This window comes from Xanthomonas sp. AM6 (assembly GCF_025665335.1).
Classification (GTDB): domain Bacteria; phylum Pseudomonadota; class Gammaproteobacteria; order Xanthomonadales; family Xanthomonadaceae; genus Xanthomonas_A.
The window spans coordinates 1004697-1027932 of the sequence record NZ_CP106869.1 but is presented as its reverse complement, the minus strand read 5'-3'; the positions used below and the strand labels follow the sequence as shown (position 1 = coordinate 1027932).

At 70.1% G+C, this 23236-nt stretch carries 15 protein-coding genes and 1 riboswitch; of the genes, 7 read left to right on the top strand and 8 right to left on the bottom strand.

Annotated features, from left to right (window positions below; all coding sequences use genetic code 11):
- Positions 1 to 51: 51 nt before the first annotated feature.
- Entirely contained in the window at positions 52 to 537 is a 486-nt protein-coding gene (locus OCJ37_RS04235) for a hypothetical protein (RefSeq protein ID WP_263112452.1), read from the bottom strand.
- Between the two features lie 189 nt (positions 538 to 726).
- Between OCJ37_RS04235 and ppa the strand changes: the two genes are divergently transcribed.
- Together ppa and OCJ37_RS04225 are read left to right on the top strand one after the other, a co-directional pair.
- Entirely contained in the window at positions 727 to 1260 is a 534-nt protein-coding gene (gene ppa, locus OCJ37_RS04230) for an inorganic diphosphatase (protein ID WP_263112451.1), read from the top strand.
- A 153-nt stretch (positions 1261 to 1413) separates the two neighbouring features.
- On the top strand, positions 1414 to 2526 hold the full coding sequence (locus tag OCJ37_RS04225; RefSeq protein WP_263112450.1) for an HDOD domain-containing protein: 1113 nt from the start codon (positions 1414 to 1416) through the stop codon (positions 2524 to 2526).
- A gap of 518 nt (positions 2527 to 3044) precedes the next feature.
- Here OCJ37_RS04225 and OCJ37_RS04220 read toward each other — a convergent pair.
- The 7 genes from OCJ37_RS04220 to ggt form a co-directional block, all read right to left on the bottom strand.
- On the bottom strand, positions 3045 to 5921 hold the full coding sequence (locus tag OCJ37_RS04220) for a TonB-dependent receptor plug domain-containing protein (protein WP_263112449.1): 2877 nt from the start codon (positions 5919 to 5921) through the stop codon (positions 3045 to 3047).
- Between the two features lie 48 nt (positions 5922 to 5969).
- Positions 5970 to 6866, bottom strand: a complete 897-nt coding sequence (locus tag OCJ37_RS04215; protein ID WP_263112448.1) for a helix-turn-helix transcriptional regulator — start codon at positions 6864 to 6866, stop codon at positions 5970 to 5972.
- Positions 6867 to 6987: 121 nt separating this feature from the next.
- Positions 6988 to 9312 carry a winged helix-turn-helix domain-containing protein gene (locus OCJ37_RS04210; protein WP_263112447.1) on the bottom strand — a complete coding sequence of 775 codons (2325 nt, stop codon included), beginning with the start codon at positions 9310 to 9312 and terminating at the stop codon, positions 6988 to 6990.
- Positions 9313 to 9568: 256 nt separating this feature from the next.
- Positions 9569 to 10234 (bottom strand): ion channel, encoded by a 666-nt coding sequence (locus OCJ37_RS04205; protein ID WP_263112446.1) that lies wholly within the window; start codon positions 10232 to 10234, stop codon positions 9569 to 9571.
- Between the two features lie 69 nt (positions 10235 to 10303).
- Positions 10304 to 12181: a phosphomethylpyrimidine synthase ThiC gene (gene thiC, locus OCJ37_RS04200; RefSeq protein WP_263112445.1), complete on the bottom strand. Its 1878-nt coding sequence runs from the start codon at positions 12179 to 12181 to the stop codon at positions 10304 to 10306.
- 109 nt (positions 12182 to 12290) lie between these two features.
- A riboswitch (TPP riboswitch) is annotated at positions 12291 to 12391 on the bottom strand.
- Positions 12392 to 12608: 217 nt separating this feature from the next.
- A complete protein-coding gene (locus tag OCJ37_RS04195) occupies positions 12609 to 14459 on the bottom strand; it encodes a methyl-accepting chemotaxis protein (protein WP_263112444.1) in 1851 nt (616 codons plus the stop codon).
- A gap of 668 nt (positions 14460 to 15127) precedes the next feature.
- Positions 15128 to 16843, bottom strand: coding sequence for a gamma-glutamyltransferase (ggt, locus tag OCJ37_RS04190; protein WP_263112443.1), 1716 nt, complete (start codon positions 16841 to 16843; stop codon positions 15128 to 15130).
- Positions 16844 to 17332: 489 nt separating this feature from the next.
- Between ggt and ilvC the strand changes: the two genes are divergently transcribed.
- The 5 genes from ilvC (at position 17333) to OCJ37_RS04165 (ending at position 23201) form a co-directional block, all read left to right on the top strand.
- Positions 17333 to 18340: a ketol-acid reductoisomerase gene (gene ilvC, locus OCJ37_RS04185; protein ID WP_263112442.1), complete on the top strand. Its 1008-nt coding sequence runs from the start codon at positions 17333 to 17335 to the stop codon at positions 18338 to 18340.
- Positions 18341 to 18383: 43 nt separating this feature from the next.
- Positions 18384 to 20105 (top strand): acetolactate synthase 2 catalytic subunit, encoded by a 1722-nt coding sequence (gene ilvG, locus OCJ37_RS04180; protein ID WP_263112441.1) that lies wholly within the window; start codon positions 18384 to 18386, stop codon positions 20103 to 20105.
- Entirely contained in the window at positions 20089 to 20337 is a 249-nt protein-coding gene (locus tag OCJ37_RS04175) for an ACT domain-containing protein (protein ID WP_263112440.1), read from the top strand. Before ilvG ends, OCJ37_RS04175 begins: the two co-directional genes overlap by 17 nt.
- A 195-nt stretch (positions 20338 to 20532) precedes the next feature.
- Entirely contained in the window at positions 20533 to 21645 is a 1113-nt protein-coding gene (locus OCJ37_RS04170) for a threonine dehydratase (RefSeq protein WP_263112439.1), read from the top strand.
- Positions 21642 to 23201: a 2-isopropylmalate synthase gene (locus OCJ37_RS04165; protein WP_263112438.1), complete on the top strand. Its 1560-nt coding sequence runs from the start codon at positions 21642 to 21644 to the stop codon at positions 23199 to 23201. The genes OCJ37_RS04170 and OCJ37_RS04165 overlap by 4 nt, the downstream gene beginning before the upstream one ends.
- Positions 23202 to 23236 lie beyond the last annotated feature (35 nt).

Sequence of the window (23236 nt, the reverse complement as noted above, 5' to 3'; positions counted from 1 at the left end):
TGACCGCACCGGCGCTGGCGATCCGCCAGCGCCGGTGCGCACGCATCGCCGCTACAGACACTCGATCAGGCCGTCGTTGACGCTGCGCTGGCTGTGCGGCAGCGGCGCGAACAAGGGGCGCTCCACCGCCAGCGCCTTGTACAGCGCCGCCAGCCGGGTCCGCGGTTGCAGCGGCGTGGGGCATTGCCACAGCTTCGCATCGACCAGCACCTGGCCGGTGGCCGGATCGATGCTGGCCTCGCTGGCGCCGAAGGTCCACACGCACTGGCCGAGCACGCCGTCGCGCTGGCGCACCGAGCAGCGGTAGCGCAGCGGCTGGTAATCGCTGTACTCGCCCTCGCAGAAGGTGTCGCCGCAGATCTGGTCGAAGTCCTCGGCCAGCCGCCGCTCCAGGTCGTAGAACGCCTCCCAGCCGGCGCCCGGGCTGGGATAGTCGACCGCATCCACGTAGACCTGCTGCGCCTGCGCGGCGGGTGCGCCGAAGGCCAGCAGCGCGGCCGCCAGCAGCGGGCCCATCGAAAACGGGATTCCTTTCATCGCCTTGCTCCTTGGTGGGTGGACTGTGGGCACAGCGTCGCGCCGCGGCCGGCCGGGCAGTATCGGGATCCTCCCCGTGCGCACGGGTACGGAGTCCGAAAGCCTTGTAGGAATAGGCCGCGCTGCATTGCAACAGCCAACCGACTAGAATGCAGGCCTCTTTAGAAGCCACTCCACTGGAGCTAGCGCATGGGTCTGGAACTGGTCAACTCCGGCAAGAATCTCCCGGAAGAAATCAACGTCGTCATCGAAATCCCCAAGGATTCGGAGCCGGTCAAGTACGAAGTGGACAAGGCCAGCGGCGCGATCTTCGTCGACCGCATCCTGTCCACGCCGATGCGCTATCCGTGCAACTACGGCTACGTGCCCAACACCCTGTGCGGCGACGGCGACCCGGCCGACGTGCTGGTGGTGCTGCCGCTGCCGCTGGTGCCCGGCTGCGTGGTGCGCTGCCGCCCGGTCGGCGTGCTGAAGATGAGCGACGAGGCCGGCAGCGACGAGAAGATCCTGGCGGTGCCTGTGGCCAAGGTGTTCGAAGGCTACGGCCACATCGAGGACATCACCCAGGTCTCCGGCCACTGGATGGAGCGCATCGGCCACTTCTTCGAGCACTACAAGGACCTGGAGAAGGGCAAGTGGGTCAAGCTGGACGGCTGGGGCAACGCCGCCGAGGCCAAGCAGATCCTGCTGGACGCGGTCGAGCGCTACAAGGCCGGCGCCTGAATCCGGCGCCGCGGCGGGCGCCTGCCCGCCGCGGCTGACCCGCTTCACGTTTTACGACGGCGAACGCTGCCGCATCGCGGGGTTTGGGGTACATTGCGGATCGAATGTCCGGGCCGGGCGAGCGTCAACCGGCCGCTATTGGGGGGTAGTCTCTTGCGTATCCTGTTCGTCGGCGACGAAGCGAGCCTGCCGGCCGAAGTCACCGAATACATCCGCGAATTGGGCGAGGACTGGCAGGTCCAGACCGTGGTCGACGGCAATGCCGCCATCGCCGCCGCCGCCACCGTGCAATTGGATGCGGTGATCGCCGCGCCGGCGCTGCCGGACCTGACCACGGCCACCCTGCTCGGCCAGATCCGCACGCTGAGCCCGGAAACCATCCGCATCGCGCTGATCGAGGCCGAGCAGAGCAATCGCGCCCCGCCGGCGCGGATCATCGGTGTGGCGCACCGTTTCCTGCCGCTGCCGCTGTCGCCGGAGATGCTGCTGGAAGCGGTCACCAGCATCGAGGAACTGCAGGAACTGCTCGGCAACCAGACGCTGCGCGCCAGCATCGGCCGCATCGAGAAACTGCCTTCGCCGCCGCACCTGTACCTGAGTCTGATGCATGCGCTGGAACAGGACGACGGCACCAACGCCGCCGACCTGGCCAAGCTGGTCTCGGCCGACCCGGCGATCGCGGCCAAGGTGCTGCAGCTGTGCAACTCGGCGTACTTCTCCAACGGGCGCACGATGTCCGACCTGCGCACCGCGGTGACCCGGCTGGGCATCGCCACCCTGCGCGACCTGGTCCTGGCCAGCGAGGTGTTCTCGGTGCAGGCCTTGTCCAATGCCGAACGCAATGCGCTGCAGCAGCGCTCGCTGCTGGCCTCGAAGCTGGCCTCGAAGATGCTGCCGTCCTCCAGCGCCGAACTGGGCGCGACCGCGGCGTTGCTGGCCGATATCGGCCTGCTGCTGCCGGGCATCCGCAACGAGCGCGAGCCGGCCGACCCGAACGACGATCGTCCCGGCCATGCCGAGGCCGGCGCCTACCTGCTCGGCGTGTGGGGCCTGCCGATGCCGATCATCGAGGCGGTGGCGTTCCACCGCCAGCCGCAACGTTCCAGCACCCGCAGCTTCTGGGTCACCGGCGCGGTGCACGTGGCGATGGCGCTGGCCAGCGGCTCGGAGATCGACGAGGACTACCTGGCCAAGACCGGTACGCTGAACAAGCTGCCGACCTGGCGCGAACAGGCGGAAAACCTGATGGGGCTGACTTCGGCGTAGCCGCGGCGCCCGCCCTCGCTGTGCGGACGCTCGTGGGAGTGAGCCTCCCGAACTGGCAGGGCCATGCGAGCGTATCGGAACCATGACAGCCCCCACGCGGGGCTGCTGCCAGTGGCTGTCGGCATTCCGGCAACCAATCGGCCGGGGGATAGCTGATTTTCTTCGAAGCCATTAGGTAGCGTCTCGGACGATTCCGGCGGTTCGGCGATCCCGCATCGCTCGCGGGCGACCCGAGCGGGCACCCAGCTTGGCTGCACTGCCCATCCGTCACCTGCAAGCGGCATCCCCGCCATAACAGCTCAGCCAGCGATGCCTTGGCACGGGCACTGCTGCCGTTTGCAGGAGCGACTTCAGTCGCGACGGCTTCACCGGCAATGCCCCGTCGCGACTGAAGTCGCTCCTACAAAAACAGCTCCTGCCGCTTCTTTCGCTGCTCGCTGCTCGCCAGCGCTGGCCGGAGCCGCAAAAAAAAGACGGGCCTTGCGGCCCGTCTTTTTTCTTGCTCAGACGCTGGTGGATCAGAAGCGCTGGGTGTACTTCATGTAGAGCATGCGGCCGATGTCGAAGCTGCCGTTGTAGGAGAAGTTCGAGTTCGGCTGGCTGTACATGATCGGGCCCTCGTGATTGAACACGTTGTTGGCGCCGAGCGACACCGTGGCATCCCACGGCGCGTTGTAGCGGATCTGCACGTCGTGGAACGTGTTGGAACCGACCGTGCGCGACGGCTGCTCCAGCGTGTACGCGGAGGTGAAGCCCGGCTCATTGCACTCCGAACCGCCGCTCAGGTCGTAGGCGCAGGCCTCGCGCAGACCGGAGTAGTAACGCACGCCCCAGTTGACGCCGAAGTTGCCGTAGCTCCAATCCACGTTCAGGTTGGAACGCACGCGGAAGTTGGAGCCCCAGTCGCTGCTGCCCCAGCCATTGTGCTGTTCGATCGGCGTTTCGGACTCGTTGTCGCGCTTGTATTCCTGGTAGTCCACGTAGGTGGTCTTCCAGTCGAACACGAAGTTGCCGAAGCCGGTATCGGCCAGGCGATAACGCACGCCCAGATCGTAGCCGGCGGTTTCCTGGTAGCCGCCGTTGATCAGGGTACGGGTCACGTCGACGACCTGGCCGCTGGTGGCGTCACGCACGAACCGATCGCAGGCCGCGCCGATGTTCTGCACGTAGCACTGGTTGAGGATGGAGGTGACCGACTCGGCGGCGATGACGTCGTCGATGCGGATCTTCCACCAGTCCAGACTGATGTCCAGGCCATTCACGTAGCTCGGGCTGTACACCAGGCCCAGCGTGTAGGTCTTGGAGGTTTCCGGCAGCAGCTCGGGGTTGGAACCGGACAGGTACGCGTAATTCGACTGCGACCCGGGGCCGCTGGCATTCACGCCACCGGAGGCTTCCTGGCGGAAGTTCGCCGGCACCGCGGCGCCGCAGCGCCCGGCCACGCCCGCATTGCGGGTGGCGGCACCGAACAGGGTGTCGCACGGATCGGTGTAGGAGTCGAAGGTCTGCGAGGTGCCGCCGTACAGGTCCGACACGGTCGGCGCACGGAAGCCGGTGGCGTAGGTACCGCGCACCAGCAGGTCGTCGATCGGCTTCCACTTCAGGCCGAACTTGCTGTTGGTGGTGTCGCCGAAGGTGTCGTAGTCGGAATAGCGACCGGCCACGTCGAACGACAGTTCCTTGGCGAACGGCATGTCGGCCAGCACCGGGATGTTGAACTCCAGGTACACCTCGTCCAGCGAGTAGCCGCCCTTGGTCGGCGCGCCGGCCAGGTCGGTGCTCAGGCCGGACTGCAGCAGGGCGTCGGGATCGTAGCGCGCGTCTTCGCTGCGGTGCTCGATGCCGGCGGCCATCGCCAGGTCGCCGGCCGGCAGCGCCATGATGGTGCCGCTGAGGTTGGCGCTGTAGACCTTGGTGATGGTTTCGGAGGTGTCGTGCGACGGCAGGAACAGATAGGCCTGCAGCGCCGGATCGGACAGCGAACCGGCACCGGCGGCGCCGTTCGGCAACAGCGGGTTCCACGGCATGCAGCCGGCGATCACGTTGCCGGCGGAGCCGCACTTGACCACGCCGTCGCTGTCCAGGAACGACGGGCCGACCGCGTTCTGCACATTCGGAATGAACAGGTTGCCGGTGCCGGTCTTGGTGCCCTTATTGCGGTTGTAGACGTAGCCGACGTCCCAATCCCAGTAGTTGTCGCCCAACTGGAACGAACCTTCGAGCCCGCCGCTGAAGCGGAAGGTGTTCAGCTCCGAACGGGTCTGGCGCGGCACTTCCCAGGTACGGCGCATGAAGTCGACGTCCTGGCCCGGCAGCGGATTGAAGTAGCTCTGGCCCGACAGCGCGGTGTCGTAGGCCACCGAACGGTACGGATAGCCGGCGATCTGCTGCAGCGTCTCGCGCTCGGTGTACAGCACGCTGGCGGTACCGCGAACGTTGTCGGTGAAATCGAAGTTGCCGTTGGCGAACACCGAGCGGCGCTCGATCCCGGTCTGCAGAAACATCTGCTGGCTCGGGTTGGACAGGTCGGCGTTGCTGAACTCGTGGTAGTCGGCGAAGTTGCGCGGATTGCCGCCCGGATTCAGCGAATACATGTTGCCCGAACCGTCGATCAGCACGCCCTTCTCGCTGATCGCGCTCCAGCCGTTGGACTCATCGGCGGTCGGAACCGGGTGGAAATAGCCGTTCGGCGACGCGCTGTAATCGCGGTCCTTGGCGTAGACCGGATCTTCCTTGCTGTACTCGGCGCCGAGGGTCAGGGAACCGCGGTCGTTGCTGGCGCCGTAGACGAAGTTGTAGGTTTCCTTGTGGCCGTCGCCCTGGCCGTACTGGCCGACATAGGCGCTGGCTTCCAGACCGTCGAAGTTCTTGCGGGTGATCACGTTGATCACGCCGGCGATGGCGTCGGAGCCGTACAGCGCCGAGGCGCCGTCGGTCAGCACTTCCACGCGCTCGACCATCGAGGTCGGGATCGAGGCCAGATCGGTATAGCCGCCGGAGCTGACGCCCATGCGCTTGCCGTCCAGCAGCACCAGGGTGCGCTGCGGACCCAGGTTACGCAGGTCGACGTACTGGCCGCCGACTTCTTCGCCGGAGGACAGCGCGTCGGCGCGGCTGATCGCCGGCGAACCGGTCGCCGACAGGTTCTGCACGATATCGGCGACGCTGGTGTAGCCCTGCTTCTCGATGTCGGCGCGCTGCAGCGCGATTACCGGCTGCGCGGTCTCGGAACTGGCCTGACGGATGCGCGAACCAGTGACCTCGATGCGGTCGAGGTTGGTCGGGTTGCCATCGGTGGCGGCGGACTCTTGCGCGCCGGCGATGGCCGGCGTCAACGCGATCGCGATGCTGGCGGGCAACAGGCCCAGCCGCACTGCGGAAGTGCGAAGGTTCATCAATCTCTCCAGGGTAACGTTAGGGGCGTGTTAAGCGCCCTCGGCACGTTACGTTCCGGTGAGCATGGCTGCTTTGCCGCGGCCGTTCGCAGACTTTGCCGAATCTGGCGGCACCGCCACCGCCTGTCGATATTGCGAAGCGGAGACGCCGAAGCGCGCACGGAAGGCGCGGGCGAAGCTGCAGCAATTGTCGAAGCCGCTGGCTGCGGCGACCTCGCCAATCATCATCGTCGTGTCGCGCAGCAGGTCCGCGGCGCGCTCCAGGCGCAGCCGCGCCGACAGCGCCTGCGGGCTTTCCTCGTACAGGCTCTGGAAGGTCTTGGACAGGTACCAGCTGGAGAAGTTGGTCAGTTCGGCCAGTTCGCTGATCCGCACCACGCGGTCGCGGTGCCCTTCCAGATACAGGTGCGCGCGCTGCATGCGCCCGAACACCTGGCGCTTGCGCACCCGCGAACGGCCCGGGCAGCGCTGCACGCGGTGCGACAGCTCGCCCTGCATCGCGGCCAGATGCAGCAGCACCGGGCGCATCGCCAGCACGTCGCCCGGCCGCGCCGCCGCCTGCCGCCACAGCCGCAGCGCGATCCGCGCCTCGCGCGCCGGCAGGACGCCGCGGCCGGCGTACAGGGTCGCGTCGGCCATGCGCCCCAGCGCCTTCAATGCGTCGGCGTCCAGGCTCAGGCCGATGCACAGCCCGTCGCGATCGGCCTGCAGCAGCGGCCGCGAATCACGCTCGAGCGCCAGCCATTGCCCGCGGCGCAGTTCGAAGCGGCCTTCCTTGGCATCGATCCAGGCGCTGCCGCGCAGCTGGATCCACACCGTGAACGCGGCGGCCCCGGCCTGCAGGCTGCCCAGCCGCGCCACGCCCAGGCAGGCCGAGCCGAGCGGCGCGTCCTCGTTGTCCAGGATCAGTTGTTGCCCACGATCGGCCAGGAATATCTGTCGCATCCGTTGCACCCGCTTTGCTCGAACCGGCGCGCAGTCTTGCCGGATGTGGCGGCAGGGTCAGGACGATGTGGCGATGTTTGTCCGAAATCGGCACGAAGTCGTCACGAACGACTTACGATGCTCATTTTTCCTTGCGCAGCAGCCACTTGGACGTGATCACCGAGAACCAGCCGGTGCTCGCGGGCATGCGCATGAAGCCGATGTCGCTGCCGTCCTCCACCGCCAGCGACGCATACACGTCGCCGCTGCGCGGATCGAGGCTGAAGCCGTTGACCGAACTGAGCCGGTCGCGGTCCAGGCACACGCTGTCGCTGAGGCCGCCGCCGATCCGCGCCAGCCGGCTGGCGCACTCGCCGGTCGGGAACAGGTAGCGCACCTCGCCGGCCGCGCCGATCGCCCAGGTCCGGTAGCGCCACAGCGACGGCACCGCGGTGTCGACCGCCGCCACGCTGCCCGGGTCCAGCGCGGCGTCGGCGCGCCACAGGCCACTGCGCGCCAGGCGGGTGAACAGCACCTGCCGGCCGAGCGGGTCCACGCGCAGCTGCGAGACGTCGTCCAGCGCCGCCAGGCGCCGCCACGGCAGGCTGCGGCGGTCATACAGCTGCAGGCGGGTGCGGCCATGCTCGCCGAGCAGGACCAGCACCTGCCCCGGGTCGGCGGTGTACGCCGCCTGCAGCGGTTCGCCGGACGGCACCGGCAAGGGGACCACGCTGCCCGATTGCGGCCGCACTTCGTAGATCACCGAGCGCCCCTGCGCGTCGCGGCCGCTGACCAGCAGCGACTGGCTGTCGGCCGACCACGCCGGCGGCTGCCGCGTTTCCGGGCGCAGCCCCTCGATCAGCCGCAGCGACTGCGGCCGGGTCACGTCGCCCCACCACAGCGCAAAGCTGCCGGAGCGGTCCGACGTGAAGACCAACTGGCGGCCATCGGGCGCGATCACCGGCTGGCTGTCGCGCCCGGTGGAGGCGAACAGGCGCTGGCTCTCGCGCTTGCCGCGGCCATCGCCGGCGGCGATGCGGTACAGCGCGAACTGCGGGCGCCGGTGCACGAAGGCGAGGCGCTCGCCGTCGCGCGACACGGTCGGCGACTGCGCGTCGCCCAGGCCCAGGTCGCGCAGGCGCCGCGAGGCGGTATCCAGCCGGTACAGGCGGGTCTCGCTGTCGACCCGGCGCCCGAACACGATGCCGCGGCCGTCGCGGGTCCAGTCCCAGCCGCGGATCTCGGCGAACTCGCGGGTCAGCGGCTCGGCCTGGCCGCCGGCGGCCGGCACCCGCCACAGGCCGCCCATCTGCGGGTTGCGCACGAACGCGATCCACTGCCCGTCGGGGGAATAGCGCGGCGCGTAGTCGAACGCGCCGGCAGCGACCGGATACGGCAGCGCGCGCCAGCGGCCGCTGGACAGGTCGAGCACGCGGATCCCGCGGGCAGGCTGGCGTCCGGTCATGCTGCCGAACAGCAGGCCGCGACCGTCCGGGGTCCAATCGAAACTGAGCAGTTCGGTGCCGTCGCAGCGCACGGCCGGGCGCGGCGCCTGGTGCCCGTCGGCGGCCGCCACCAGCACCTGGCATTGCCCGTCCGGCCCCAGCCGGGCGAAGGCGATGCGCTTTCCGTCCGGCGACCAGGCCGGCAGGCGGTCGGAATGGCCCACGCCCGGCACGACCAGCGGCCGCGCCGGCGCGCTGCCGGCGGCACGGCCGGTCGCCTGCACCAGCAACTGCGTGCCTGCGCGGCCCTCGATCCCGGCGGCGTACGCCACCTGCGTGCCGTCCGGCGACAAGGCTGGCTCCAGCTCGAAGCCCGGCATCGTGGTGATCAGCCGGTACGGCCGCTCCGGGCTGCCGACCACCCGCTCCTGCTCGCTGTCCGCCGGGCCCTGGCTGCCGGACGGCAACCACCACAGCAGCATCGCCAGCAGCATCAGGCCGGCGCCGGCAACAGCGGCCAGCACCACCTGCATGCGGCGCGGCAGCGCAGGCGGTGCCACCGCCACAGGCGGCGCGGCGGCGGCTGCGTGCGGCACGGCGTCGAGGGAGACGCCGTCGGCCACCGCCGCAGCGGCCGGCGCGCTCGTCCCGGCCTCCACCTCCGGCAAGGCCTGCACCGGCGCCACCAGCCGGTAGCCGGTCTTGGCCAGGGTCTCGATGTAGGCCGGCGCGTCGCCCTTGGCGCCGGCGGCGAAGGCCTTGCGCAATTGGGTGATGGCCTGGGTCACCACGTCGTTGGTCGGCTGCGTGTCCGGCCAGACCTGGGCCAGCAGCGCCTCGCGCTCCACCACCTGCCCCGGCTGCGCCAGCAGCACGCGCAGCACGCCCATCGCCTTGGGCGTGAGCCGCTGCGGCCGCCGCGCGCGCGGCGCATGCACTTCGCGCAGCGACAGCAGCACCAGGCAATCGCCGACCTGCATCCGTTCCGGAAGCAGCGGGGTGGCAGGAGATGGCGAGGACATGCGCGACTAAGGCAACGACGATCTGCGTTTGGGTGGGAATCACGGCACGGCGCACGCGCGCCATGTGGCGCCAACGGGCAGATTCGGCAAACCAATGCGACGAATGCAGCCAGGCGTGGCGAGGCCGACAAATTCTACCCTAGTCGTTGCCGCCGCCAATCGCGGCGAAGCAACTACAGGCTCTCTCTCCGCCGACGAAACTCACATAAACGCTGCAAGATTACGCGCCACTTGGCGCGTTTTTTTTAACTGCGATTCAGGTTTTCGGCTTGCGTGTGACGCTGAGCCCAATCAGCCGCGACACCACCAGCGCGATGTACATCACGCCGGCGAACTGCTCGAGCATCACCAGCGCGCGCGCCAGCGGCATCACCGGCACCACGTCGCTCAGGCCCACCCCGGACAGCACGCTGAAGCTCAGGTACAGCAGTTCCATCCAGGTTCTGGGCGACTGCGCGTCCACCGCGGCGGTGAAGCTGCCGGGCAGCCACTGCTGGCACACCGAGAACGCGAAGGCGAACGCCCACGCCAGCAGCGTGAAGGTCGCGCCGGCCGCATACAGTTCGTCGCGGGTGACCTCGTGGTCCTGCAGCATGTAGGCGATCAGGCTGGCCGCGGTATAGAAGTACAGCAGGCTTTCCAGCGATTGCGCGAACGTGCCCAGCGCCGCGCTATCGCGCATCGCCGCCGCGATCGACAGCACCACCGACGGCACCGCCAGGCACCAGGCGATCCACAGCACCGCCGGGCTGCGGTTGACCACCCACAGCGCCAGGCCCAGCACCACGATGCCGAAGGCGCCGAACAGCGCGCGCCCGGACGCGGTGTCCTCCATCAGCGGATACAGCAGCAGCCCCAGCAACTGCACGCCCAGCAGCAACGCGGACGGATGGCGGCGCAGGGCGAGCGCGTAGCGGAGCATGCGGCATTCATCCGGAAGTGACGTGCGCGCATCATAGACAAGCGCACGCCATGGCGGCGGCACGGCGGGCTACCCCTGCCGATAGACCTCGGCGCCGGCGTCCAGGAACTGCGCCGCCTTCTCGGCCATGCCGGCCTGCAGCGCGTCGCTCTCGCCGACCCCATGCTCGGTCGCGTACTCACGCACGTCCTGGGTGATCTTCATCGAACAGAAGTGCGGCCCGCACATCGAGCAGAAGTGCGCCAGCTTGTGCGCGTCCTTGGGCAGCGTCTCGTCGTGGAACTCCTTGGCCTTCTCCGGGTCCAGGCCCAGGTGGAACTGGTCGTCCCAGCGGAACTCGAAGCGCGCCTTGGACAGCGCGTTGTCGCGCACCTGCGCGCCGGGATGGCCTTTGGCCAGGTCCGCGGCATGCGCGGCGATCTTGTAGGCCATGATGCCGTCGCGCACGTCCTGCCGGTTGGGCAGGCCCAGGTGTTCCTTGGGCGTCACGTAGCACAGCATCGCGGTGCCGAACCAGCCGATCATCGCCGCGCCGATCGCCGAGGTGATGTGGTCGTAGCCGGGCGCGATGTCGGTGGTCAGCGGCCCCAGCGTGTAGAACGGCGCCTCGCCGCACTCGCGCAGCTGCTTGTCCATGTTCTGCTTGATCAGCTGCATCGGCACGTGGCCGGGGCCTTCGATCATGGTCTGCACGTCGTGCTTCCATGCGATTTTGGTCAGCTCGCCCAGGGTTTCCAGCTCGCCGAACTGCGCCGCGTCGTTGGCGTCGGCGATGCAGCCCGGACGCAGGCCATCGCCGAGCGAGAAGGCCACGTCGTAGGCCTTCATGATCTGGCAGATGTCCTCGAAGTGGGTGTAGAGGAAGTTCTCCTTGTGGTGCGCCAGGCACCACTTGGCCAGGATCGAGCCGCCGCGCGAGACGATGCCGGTGACGCGTTTGGCGGTCAGCGGCACGTAGCGCAGCAGCACCCCGGCGTGGATGGTGAAATAGTCCACGCCCTGCTCGGCCTGCTCGATCAGGGTGTCGCGGAAGATCTCCCAGGTCAGTTCCTCGGCGCGGCCGTCGACCTTCTCCAGCGCCTGGTAGATCGGCACCGTGCCGATCGGCACCGGCGAGTTGCGCACGATCCACTCGCGGGTCTCGTGGATGTGCTTGCCGGTGGACAGGTCCATCACCGTGTCGCCGCCCCAGCGGATCGCCCACACCAGCTTCTCCACTTCCTCGGCGATGCCCGAGCTGAGCGCGCTGTTGCCGATGTTGGCGTTGATCTTGGTCAGGAAGTTGCGGCCGATGACCATCGGCTCGCTTTCCGGGTGGTTGATGTTGTTGGGCAGGATGGCGCGGCCGCGGGCGATCTCGTCGCGCACGAATTCCGGGGTGATAGTGTGCTGGATGCTGGCGCCGAACGCCTCGCCGGGATGCTGCTGGCGCAGCAGCGCGTCGCGCACCGCCTCCAGCCGCTGGTTCTCGCGGATCGCGACGAACTCCATCTCCGGGGTGACGATGCCGCGCCGCGCGTAGTGCATCTGGGTGACGTTGGCGCCGGCCAGCGCGCGCCGCGGCAGGCGCCGGGCCGGGAAGCGCACCGCGTCCAGGCGCGCGTTGTGCTCGCGGCCGCGGCCGAACTCCGAGCTGAGCCGCTCCAGCGCCTCGGTGTCGCCGCGCTCGGCGATCCAGCCCGCGCGCAGCGGCGCCAGGCCGGCGCGCAGGTCGATGGTCGCGTGCGGGTCGGTGTACGGGCCGGAGGTGTCGTAGACGGTCACCGGCGGATTGTCCTCGCCGCCGAACAGGGTCGGGGTGCGGGTCAGCACGATCTCGCGCATCGGCACGCGCAGGTCGGCGCGCGTGCCTTGCACGAAGATCTTGCGCGAACCGGGGATCGGCCGGGTCACCGACTCGGACAGGGTATCGGCCTGCTGCAGCAACGGGCTGGGTACGGCATTCATCGGCATTCGTCCTAGTTCTGAGAGCCTGCAGCGAGTGCGGGCGGTTGCGAGCGAACTCGCATCACGGACGAAGCGGCGGCGCGGGCACGGCCCGGCGCAAAGGCGCACGGACCGGGCTTGCGAAGCTTCCCTACGCCGGTATCAACCGGATCAGGTTCGAAGGGACTGTCTCAACCGCGGCCTGCGCCGGCGGTACCCCCGCTTCTGCGGCTATTAGACCCGTTTCCGCCGCGTCAGCCAACCGCGCGCAGCTGAATCGGCGCACAACCGGACCCGCTTCTTGTCAGCCTCGCCACGCGCGCAGCGCATTGCGGCACACCACGGCGAACTGCCGGGCCTAGCCTGGGCCCCACAAGAACGACGTCTCTCTCTCCCTGCCGCCGGCTCATCCCCGGTGGCGTTTTTTTGTGCGGCGTCCGCCGCGCACTCATTCCAGCACGTAGGCCACCCGCAAGCCGCCCCAGTGGCGGCCGCGCACGTACACCGGCACCGACAGGTCGAACAGGATCTGCCCGGTGTCGCGCCGGTACACCTGCAGCAGATAGGGCTGGGTGTGGCGGCCGACGCTGCGCCCGACCCGGTCGGCGAACATGCGCTTGGTACGGTTGCCGACCAGGTCGCGATCGCGGTCGCCGCTCAGCGGTTGGCTGAAGCGCAGGTTGTGGGTCGGCACGTAGCCGTCGGGATTGGCGCAGATCGCGAACACGATCCACGGATGCGCCGCCAGCAGCGGTTCCTGCAACGGCGGCAGCAGTTCGTCGCACAGCGCATCGAAGGCGGTGCGGTACTTGGGCGGGTCGATGCCGGCGATCGGCGTGTAGTCGGTGGAGAACAGCGCCTCCTCGCCGATGCGCCCGCGCGCGACCGCCTCGGCCAGCGCCTGGCCGATCCTGCCGGCGGTCGCCGTCGCCAGGTCGCGGATGCGCGCGTGGCGCGGCTGCTGCATCGGATCGGCCGGCAAGCGGAACAGGCCCACGCAGTCGTGCAGCGTGGCGCTGCCCGCGGCCAGCGCTGCGCTGCGCTCGACCACCTGCGCCACATGCTCCAGGTTGCTGCGGCTGAGCCCGACCACGTGCTCGACCGCGCGGTCGATGCCGCCGATCTCCTCGCCCTGCGCGGCGACGCGGGTGGCCACGGTCTCCATCGCCGCGCTGGCGCGGCCGAGCAGTTGGCCGATGCCGCCGAGCACCTGCTCGGTGCGCTGCGCCGAGGCGGCGCTGTCGTTGAGGGCGCTGCCGGTCTCGCCGATGATGGTGCGCACGTCGCGCGCGGCGGTGGCGGCGCGTTCGGCCAGCCGGCGGATCTCGCTGGCGACCACGGCGAAGCCGCGCCCGGCGGCGCCGGCGTGCACCGCCTCGATGCTGGCGTTGATCGACAGGATGTTGGTCTGGAACGCGACCGCGTCGATCACCTCGATGACCTCGGTGGCGCGCGCCGAGCGCCGCTCCACTTCGCGCATCGCCTGGCCCAGCGCGCGCGCCGCCTCCACGCCCTGGCGCGCGCTGTCGTCGGCGCTGGCCGCCACCGCGATCACCGCGCGCAGTTCCTGGTCCATCTCCTGCAGGCCCTGCAGCAGCCGCCGGGTGGTCGCCACCACCGTCTGCAGCGCCTCCATCTGGGTCTGCGACTGCCGCGCCAGCTCGTCGTTCTCGGCGACCACGTGCGGCACGTCGGCGGCGATCTGCAGCGACAGCGCCACCGCCTGGCGGATCGCCTCGGCCAGGTTGCCGAACCCCGCCGACAGGCGCCGCCCGGCCATCGCCTCGGTCTCCTGCGCGGACAGCGGCGTGCTCAGGCCCAGGTCCAGGTCGCAGCCGGTCAGGCGCTCGCCGACCCGTTCCAGCAAGGCCTGCGCCTCGGCGCCGGCCTGCAGCCGCTGCGCCAGCGCCTGCAGCGCCGGGCTGGTCGCGCCCTGTACCTGCCCGGCGCCGAGCAGGGCGACGTCGCGCAGCAGCGCGGCGGTCTCCGGATGCGGCAGCGACAGCAGCCAGCCATCGCCGTCGCGGTCACGCTGGTAGCGCACGCGCCGCGCCGGATCGTCGGCCGACGCCAGCCAGCTGCCCTCGGCGCCGGCCAGCGCCGCCAGCGGCAGGCCCCACACCGCCTCGCTGGGTTCGCCGAGCAAGGCCTCCGCGCGTACCCCGAGCAGGTCCAGCGCGGCCCGATTGGCGGCGCTCACCCGGCCGTGCGGATCCAGCCGCAGCAGCGCCACCGGGGCATCCGGCAAGGCCGCGGCGTGTCCGGCATCAGCGTCCGGACTGCGTGTGAACAACGACATCGTCTTCCCCCTCCAGGCATCCTTCGCCATGGTATCGGCCGCCGCCGCACAACCTGAGCGGGCAGGCGCGCAACCGGGACCGGCGTCATGCCGCCGTCTCGCGCATTCAGGCGCCGGCCGCGCCCCGGCGGACATCGGGGTGCGCCGGTCGCGGCGGCGAAGCGCGTCCGGCCGGGAGCCGACGGCGGCGCGGGCGTCGATGGGCAGGGGCAGGTCGCGGGGATGCACCACGCCGGCCGCGCCGGGTTGTTCGCCCGCATCGGCGGCGACCGCGCGCACCGGGCGCCGAGCGGATTGCGCCATAACGGCGCCGTGACGATCCGCTCCGTATCCTCGCCGGCTTCGTCCGTGCGTTGCCGCTCGCTGCCACAGCGATCCGGACCGGCAACCGCTACGCGCCGCCTGCCCTTGCGCATCGCTGCAGGGCCGGCGCGCTCCCTCTCGATTCCTCGACCGGATCCGCCGCGTGCAGCGCGCCCGGCACATGCTCGAGGCGTGGATCGCGCGCGAACAGGCGGCGCAGGACCACGCGCGCGGGGAGGCGGCGCGCACGCGAGCGCAGGAGTGAACGCGCCGGCGGCAGCGCCGGTACGCGCACGCCCGCCGCACGCGCGCTGCACGCATGGCCGGGCCGCGCGTTCGCCCTCCGGGCCGGCCGCGGCGCAGGCTCAGTAGCCGGCGGCCTGGCCGTCCTTGCGGCTTTCCGAGGCGCCGTAGTACACGCCGCTGGCCGGGTCGCGGGCGATCGCCTGGTAGCCGCCGTAGGGGCCGTCGGCGAAGATCACCCGATGCCCTTTGCGCATCAGCGCGCGGATGGTGTCGTAGGAAAAGCCGGTCTCCAGGTTCAGCTCGCCGCCGTCGCGCATCGCCGTGGCCTGGCCGGTAGGCTCGGTGGATCCCTCGTGCTGGATCCGCGGCGCGTCGCCGGCCTCCTGCAGGTTCATGTGGAAATCGACCAGGTTCATCACGATCTGCACGTGGCCCTGCGGCTGCATCGCCCCGCCCATCACGCCGAAGCTCAGCCACGGCGTGCCGTCCTTGGTCACGAACGCCGGGATGATGGTCTGGAACGGGCGCTTGCCCGGCGCGTAGCCGTTGGGGTGGTCCTTCTTCAGCACGAACATCTCGCCGCGATCCTGCAGGATGAAGCCCAGCCCCGGCGGCGCCATGCCGCTGCCCATGCCGCGGTAGTTGGACTGGATCAGCGACACCATCATGCCGTCGGCGTCGGCCACGGTCAGGTAGATGGTGTCGCCCTCCTCCAGCTGCTTCGGCGTGCCCGGCTGCACTTCCTTCAACGCCTTGTCCATGGAGATCAGCGCGCGGCGCTGCGCGGCGTAGTCCTTGGAGATCAGCTTGGCCAGCGGCGCCGGCTGGAACGCCGGGTCCGCATAGAAGCGGGCGCGGTCGGCGAAGGCCAGCTTCTTGGCCTCGGCGAACAGGTGCACGTGCTCGGCCGAACCGAACGGGATCTTTGAGAAGTCGTAGCCCTCCAGGATGTTGAGCATCTGCAGCGCGGCGATGCCCTGGCTGTTGGGCGGCAGTTCCCACACGTCGTAGCCGCGGTAGTTGGTGCTGACCGGCTCGACCCATTCGCCGTGGTGGCTGGCCAGGTCGTCGTAGCTCAGGAAGCCGCCGTTGGCCTTGAAATAGGCGTCGATGGTGCGGGCGATCGGCCCCTTGTAGAACGCGTCGCGGCCGCCGTCGGCGATCTGCTGCAGGGTGTCGGCCAGGTTCGGGTTCTTCCACAGCTCGCCCTTGCGCGGCGCGCGGCCGTCGAGGGTGAATTGCTCCTTGAAGCCGGGATATTGCGACAGCCGCGGCACCGAACGGTCCCAGTAGTAGGCGATGGTCTCGGCCACCGGGTGGCCCTCGCGCGCGTAGCGGATCGCCGGCGCCAGGTTCTGCGCCATCGGCCGGCGCCCGAAGCGTTCGTGCAGCGCGAACCAGCCGTCCACCGCGCCCGGCACCGACACCGGCAGCGGCCCGGTCGGCGGGATGTCCTTCAAGCCGCGGCGCTGGAATTCGGCCAGGGTCAGCGACCTGGGCGAACGGCCCGAGCCGTTGTAGCCGTAGAGCTTCCGGGTCTTGGGATCCCACACGATCGCGAACAGGTCGCCGCCGACGCCGTTGCCGGTCGGCTCCATCAGCCCAAGCGCGGCGTTGGCGGCGATCGCCGCATCCACCGCCGAACCGCCGGCCTGCATCGTGTCCAGCGCGATCTGCGTGGCCAGCGGCTGCGAGGTGGCGGCCATCGCGTGCGGCGCGATCACTTCCGAACGCGTGGCGAAGGGCTGGCCGGTGATGCGGTCGGCGGCGCCGGCCAGCGGCGGCAACGCCAGGGCGATGGTGATGAACGCCACGGAACAGTTCAACGCAGACATGGACAGGCCTCGATCGGATACCGCCCCACCCTACCCGAGCAGGGCCAGGCATGCAGCCGCCATCGCCTGGTCCGGCACGCCGCGCGGCGGCGGTTTTCCGCGCAATCGGCCCTGCATGCGCCACCCAGGCACACCGTTTCAGGCGTAACGAAGCAGTGCTGGTGCGGCTTTCGGCACATTCGCCGCGGTGCACCGGCGACAGGGTTGACAGTGCCGCAAAGCCCATGTTTATCTCGCTGCATGTTGCATCGCCACACCAGCCCGAAGCCGACCCGCCTGCCCGCCGCGCTGCGCGCGGACGCCGCCGCGTCGCTCCTCGTACTCGTGCTTATTACCTCGCCCACAAGTGCGGGACGAACCGGCGTGTAAGCGACAAGCAGCCTGGATTCGATCAGACCCCGCACCGGCAACGGCGCGGGGTTTTTCATTTTAGTAACCGCGAAAGCCGCCCCTCCCCTTCCAACACACCGTCCCGAGGAAATCCGCCCCATGACCAGTTCCGCCCAGCCCACCACCAAGATCGCCATCGTCGGCTACGGCAGCCAGGGCCGCGCGCACGCGCTGAACCTGCGCGAGTCCGGCTTCGACGTCACCGTCGGCCTGCGCGCGGGCGGCCCGACCGAAGCCAAGGCGCAGGCCGACGGCTTCGTGGTGAAGAGCCCCGCCGAGGCGGTCAAGGACGCCGACCTGGTCGCGGTGCTGACCCCGGACATGGTGCAGAAGAAGCTGTACGACGAGGTGCTGGCGCCGAACATGAAGCAGGGCGCGTGCCTGCTGTTCGCGCATGGCCTGAACGTGCATTTCGACATGATCAAGCCGCGCGCCGACCTGGACGTGGTGCTGGTCGCGCCGAAGGGCCCGGGCGCGCTGGTGCGCCGCGAGTACGAGATCGGCCGCGGCGTGCCGTGCATCTGGGCGGTGTACCAGGACAAGAGCGGCAAGGCCGAGCAGTTCGCGCTCGAATACGCCGCCGGCCTGGGCGGGGCGCGCGCCAACCTGATCAAGACCACCTTCAAGGAAGAGACCGAGACCGACCTGTTCGGCGAGCAGGCGGTGCTGTGCGGCGGCGCCTCGTCGCTGGTCCAGGCCGGCTTCGAAGTGCTGGTGGAAGCCGGCTACCAGCCGGAGATCGCCTACTACGAAGTGCTGCACGAACTGAAGCTGATCGTGGACCTGTTCTACGAAGGCGGCATCACCCGCATGCTCGAGTTCGTCTCCGAGACCGCGCAGTACGGCGACTACGTCAGCGGCCCGCGGGTCATCGATGCGGCCACCAAGGAGCGCATGCGCGACGTGCTCAAGGACATCCAGAACGGCACCTTCACCAAGAACTGGGTGGCCGAGTACGACGCCGGGTTGCCGAACTACACCAAGTTCAAGCAGGCCGACCTGGAGCACCCGATCGAAGTGGTCGGCAAGCAGCTGCGCGCCAAGATGGTCTGGCTGAACGGCGAGGCGGCTGCCGCCAAGCCGGCCACCGGCCAGCAAGCCGCGTAACCCGCGGCTTCCCCACCCGCTTCCACCGAAAGGTCGCCACCGTATGAACTCCTCCGCTCACGGCACGCCCCGCAACGGCGCGCGCTGGCTGACGCAGGCCCTGGAAGCCGAAGGCGTGGACACGCTGTTCGGCTATCCGGGCGGCACCATCATGCCGTTCTACGACGCGCTGGTAGACAGCCAGCTCAAGCACATCCTGGTCCGCCACGAGCAGGGCGCGGCGCTGGCCGCCAACGGCTACGCCCGCGCCAGCGGCCGGGTCGGCGTGTGCGTCGCCACCTCCGGGCCGGGCGCCTCCAACCTGGTCACCGGCATCGCCGACGCGATGCTGGACTCGGTGCCGATGATCTGCCTGACCGGGCAGGTCGCCACGCCGCTGCTGGGCACCGACGCGTTCCAGGAACTGGACGTGTTCGGGCTGACCCTGCCGATCGTCAAGCACAGCTTCCTGGTGCGCCGCGTCGACGATCTGCCGCAGGTGGTGCGCGACGCGTTCCGCATCGCCCGCGAGGGGCGTCCGGGACCGGTGCTGATCGACCTGCCCAAGGACGTGCAGCTGGGCGACGCCTCGCACCTGCCCGACCACGTGCCGGCCGCGGTGCCGGTGCCGCCGGCGCCGCAGGCCGAGGCCCTGGCCGAAGCGCTGGCGGCGATCGCCGGCGCCGAGAAGCCGGTCATCTACGGCGGCGGTGGCATCGCCCTGGCCGATGCGGTGGATGCGTTCCGCCAGTTCGTCGACACCACCCGCATCCCCACCGTGCTGACCCTGCGCGGGCTGGGCGCATTGCCGCACGGCCATCCGCACTACCTGGGCATGCTCGGCATGCACGGCACCCGCGCGGCCAACATGGCGGTGCAGGAGTCGGACCTGCTGATCGTGGTCGGCGCGCGCTTCGACGACCGCGCCACCGGCAAGCTGGCCGAGTTCGCCCCGTTCGCGCGGGTCATCCACCTGGACGCCGATGCCTGCGAGATCTCCAAGCTGCGCCATGCCGACATCGCCGTGCCCGGCGACGTGGCCGAAGCGCTGCGCACCCTGTGCACCGCCACCAGCACCTGCGAGGCCTGGCATGCGCGCTGCATCGGCCATCGCGAGAAGTTCGGCGCCCGCTACGACGCGCCGGGCGAGGACATCTACGCGCCCGGCCTGCTGAAGCGGCTGAGCGAGCTGGCCCCGGCCGACACGGTGATCGCCTGCGACGTCGGCCAGCACCAGATGTGGGTGGCCCAGCACTGCCGCTTCAACCACCCGCGCAACCACCTGACCAGCGGCGCGCTGGGCACGATGGGCTTCGGCCTGCCGGCGGCGATGGGCGCGCAGTTCGCCTGCCCCGACCGCACCGTGGTGCTGGTCAGCGGCGACGGCAGCTTCATGATGAACGTGCAGGAGCTGGTCACCATCGCGCGCTGCAAGCTGCCGGTGAAGATCGTGCTGCTGGACAACAGTTCGCTTGGCATGGTGCGGCAGTGGCAGGAGCTGTTCTTCGCCGAGCGCTACAGCGAGATCGACCTGTCCGACAACCCGGACTTCGCCGCGCTGGCGCAGGTGTTCGGGATCCCGGCCAAGCGCATCACCGCGCGCGGCCAGGTCGAGGACGGGCTGGCCGAACTGCTGGCGCAGCCGGGTCCGGCGCTGCTGCACGTGGCGATCGACGCGCGCGCCAACGTGTGGCCGCTGGTGCCGCCGAACACCGCCAACAGCACCATGCTGGAGAGCAACCCCGCGACCCAGCGCCAGGAGATCCCCCATGCGATACCAGCTTGACCTGGTGCTGAAGCCGGCCGAGGGCGCGCTGCTGCGCGCGATCGGCATGGCCGAGCGGCGCGGTTTCGCGCCGCTGTCGATCAGCGGCGCGCCGGTGGCCGACGACGCCGGCCGCTGGCACCTGCAGATGGTCGTGGACGGCAACCGTCCCGGCGAAAGCCTGCGCCTGCAGATGGAGAAGGTGTACGACTGCGAATCGGTGCGGGTCACCGCGCTGGATGGGGCGCCATGACGAAGCCGGGATTCGGGATCCGGGATCCGGGATTGGGGGGCTGCGCTGGCAGTTCCATGGTCTCGGGCTTCATGCCGGCTGCGCGGCGGGGCCGCGCGACGATGCGGAGGAGTCTTCTTCCAGGGAGGTCTCTTCTCCGCGCCCAGGATTCGCACGTCGAATCCCCACTCCCCAATCCCCACGCCCGGCCCCTGCATGTCTGACCCCGGCCGCCCCGCCGCGCAGGAGCCGGACGTAGGCGACGTAGCGGTCAGCGTGGCCGACGTGCTGGCCGCGCAGGCGCGGCTGCGCCGCTACCTGCCGCCGACGCCGCTGCACTACGCCGAGCGCTTCGGCGTGTGGCTGAAGCTGGAGAACCTGCAGCGCACCGGCTCCTACAAGGTCCGCGGCGCGCTCAATGCGCTGCTGGCCGGGCTGGAGCGCGGCGACGAGCGCGCGGTGATCTGCGCCTCGGCCGGCAACCATGCGCAGGGCGTGGCCTGGGCCGCGCACCGCCTGGGCGTGCAGGCGATCACGGTGATGCCGCACGGCGCGCCGCAGACCAAGATCGCCGGCGTCGCGCACTGGGGCGCCACCGTGCGCCAGCACGGCAACAGCTACGACGAGGCCTACGGCTTCGCCCGCGAGCTGGCCGAACAGAACGGCTACCGCTTCCTGTCCGCGTTCGACGACCCGGACGTGATCGCCGGCCAGGGCACGGTCGGCATCGAGCTGGCCGCGCACGCCCCGGACGTGGTGATCGTGCCGATCGGCGGCGGCGGCCTGGCCGCCGGCGTGGCCCTGGCGCTGCGCTCGCAGGGCGTGCGCGTCGTCGGCGCGCAGGTCGAGGGCGTGGACTCGATGGCGCGGGCGATCCGCGGCGATGTCCGCGCCGTGGACCCGGTGCCCACCCTGGCCGACGGCGTCAAGGTTAAAATCCCCGGGTTCATCACCCGCCGGCTGTGCGCGAGCCTGCTCGACGACGTGGTGATCGTGCGCGAGGCGGAACTGCGCGAAACGCTGGTGCGCCTGGCGCTGGAGGAGCACGTCATCGCCGAGGGCGCCGGCGCGCTGGCGCTGGCGGCCGGCCGCCGCGTCTCCGGCAAGCGCAAGTGCGCGGTGGTGTCCGGCGGCAACATCGACGCCGGCGTGCTGGCGACGCTGCTGTCGGAGGTGCGCCCGCGCACGCCGCGCAAGCCGCGGCGCCGCAACACCGAGCGACTTCGCAGCCAGCTCGCCGCCGCTCCGCCCGCTCCACCACGCCGTCCCATGCCCACGCCGCCGCCCCATCCGCCAGCCACCGCCGCCGTAGAGGAAACCATCTGGTGAACACTTCGTCTTCTTCCCAGACCCCCCGCATCCGCATCTTCGACACCACCCTGCGCGACGGCGAGCAATCCCCCGGCTGCAGCATGACCCCGCCGCAGAAGCTGGTCATGGCGCGTGCGCTGGCCGAGCTGGGCGTGGACGTCATCGAGACCGGCTTCCCGGCCAGCTCGCAGTCCGACCGCGAGGCGATGGCGCTGATCGGCCGCGAACTGCGCGAACCGACCCTGGCGGTGCTGTCGCGCTGCCTGACCGCCGACATCGAGACCTCCGCGCGCGCGCTGGAGGCGGCGGCCAGGCCGCGCCTGCACGTGTTCCTGAGCACCAGCCCGCTGCACCGCGAGCACAAGCTGCGGATGAGCCGCGAGCAGGTGCTGGAATCGGTGCGCAAGCACGTGTCGCTGGCGCGCCAGTACGTGGACGACGTGGAGTTCTCGGCCGAGGACGCCACCCGCACCGAGGAGGATTTCCTGGCCGAGGTCGCCGCGGTGGCGATCGCCGCCGGCGCCACCACCATCAACCTGCCCGACACGGTCGGCTTCACCACGCCCGAAGAGATCCGCGGCATGTTCGCGCGGCTGATCGCCAGCGTGCCCGGTGCCGACCGCGTGGTGTTCAGCGCCCACTGCCACAACGACCTGGGCCTGGCCGTGGCCAATTCGCTGGCCGCGGTGGAAGGCGGCGCGCGGCAGGTGGAGTGCACCATCAACGGCATCGGCGAGCGCGCCGGCAACTGCGCGCTGGAGGAGATCGCGATGGCGCTGAAGGTGCGCAACGCGTTCTACGAGATCGACACCGCGATCAACACCCCGCGCATCGTCTCCACCTCGCAGTTGCTGCAGCGGCTGGTCGGCATGCCGGTGCAGCGCAACAAGGCGATCGTCGGCGGCAATGCCTTCGCCCACGAGTCGGGCATCCACCAGCACGGCATGCTGCGCCACCGCGGCACCTACGAGATCATGCGCCCGGAAGACGTGGGCTGGGAGTCCTCGCAGATGGTGCTGGGCCGCCACAGCGGCCGCGCCGCGGTCGAGCAGCGCCTGCGCGCGCTGGGCTACGTGCTGGAGGAAGCCGAACTGAACCTGGCGTTCGAGGCGTTCAAGGCGCTGTGCGAGCAGCAGCGCGTGGTCAACGACGCCGACCTGCAGGCGATGATGCAGGACGCGCCGGAAAGCCAGGGCTACCGGCTCGCGTCGATGACCGTCAGCGACCGCGGCCAGCGCGCCAGCGCGCAGATCGAACTGTCCGATCCGGACGGCCAGCGGGTCACCGAACGCGCCGAAGGCGACGGCCCGGTGGATGCGCTGTTCGCGGCGCTGGCCGCGGCCACCGGCGTGCAGCTGACCCTGGACAGCTACCAGGTGCACAGCGTCGGCATCGGCGCGGACGCGCGCGGCGAGGCCAACCTCAGCGTGCGCCACGGCGAGACCGAGTACGACGGCAGCGGCACCAGCCGCGACATCATCGAGGCCAGCGCGCTGGCCTGGCTGGACGTGGCCAACCGCGTGCTGCGCCAGCGCCAGGGCGCGCACGCCGGCGCCGCGACCGCAGCCGCCTGAGCGGCCACGACGCCGTCATCGTCGCGATGCACGCT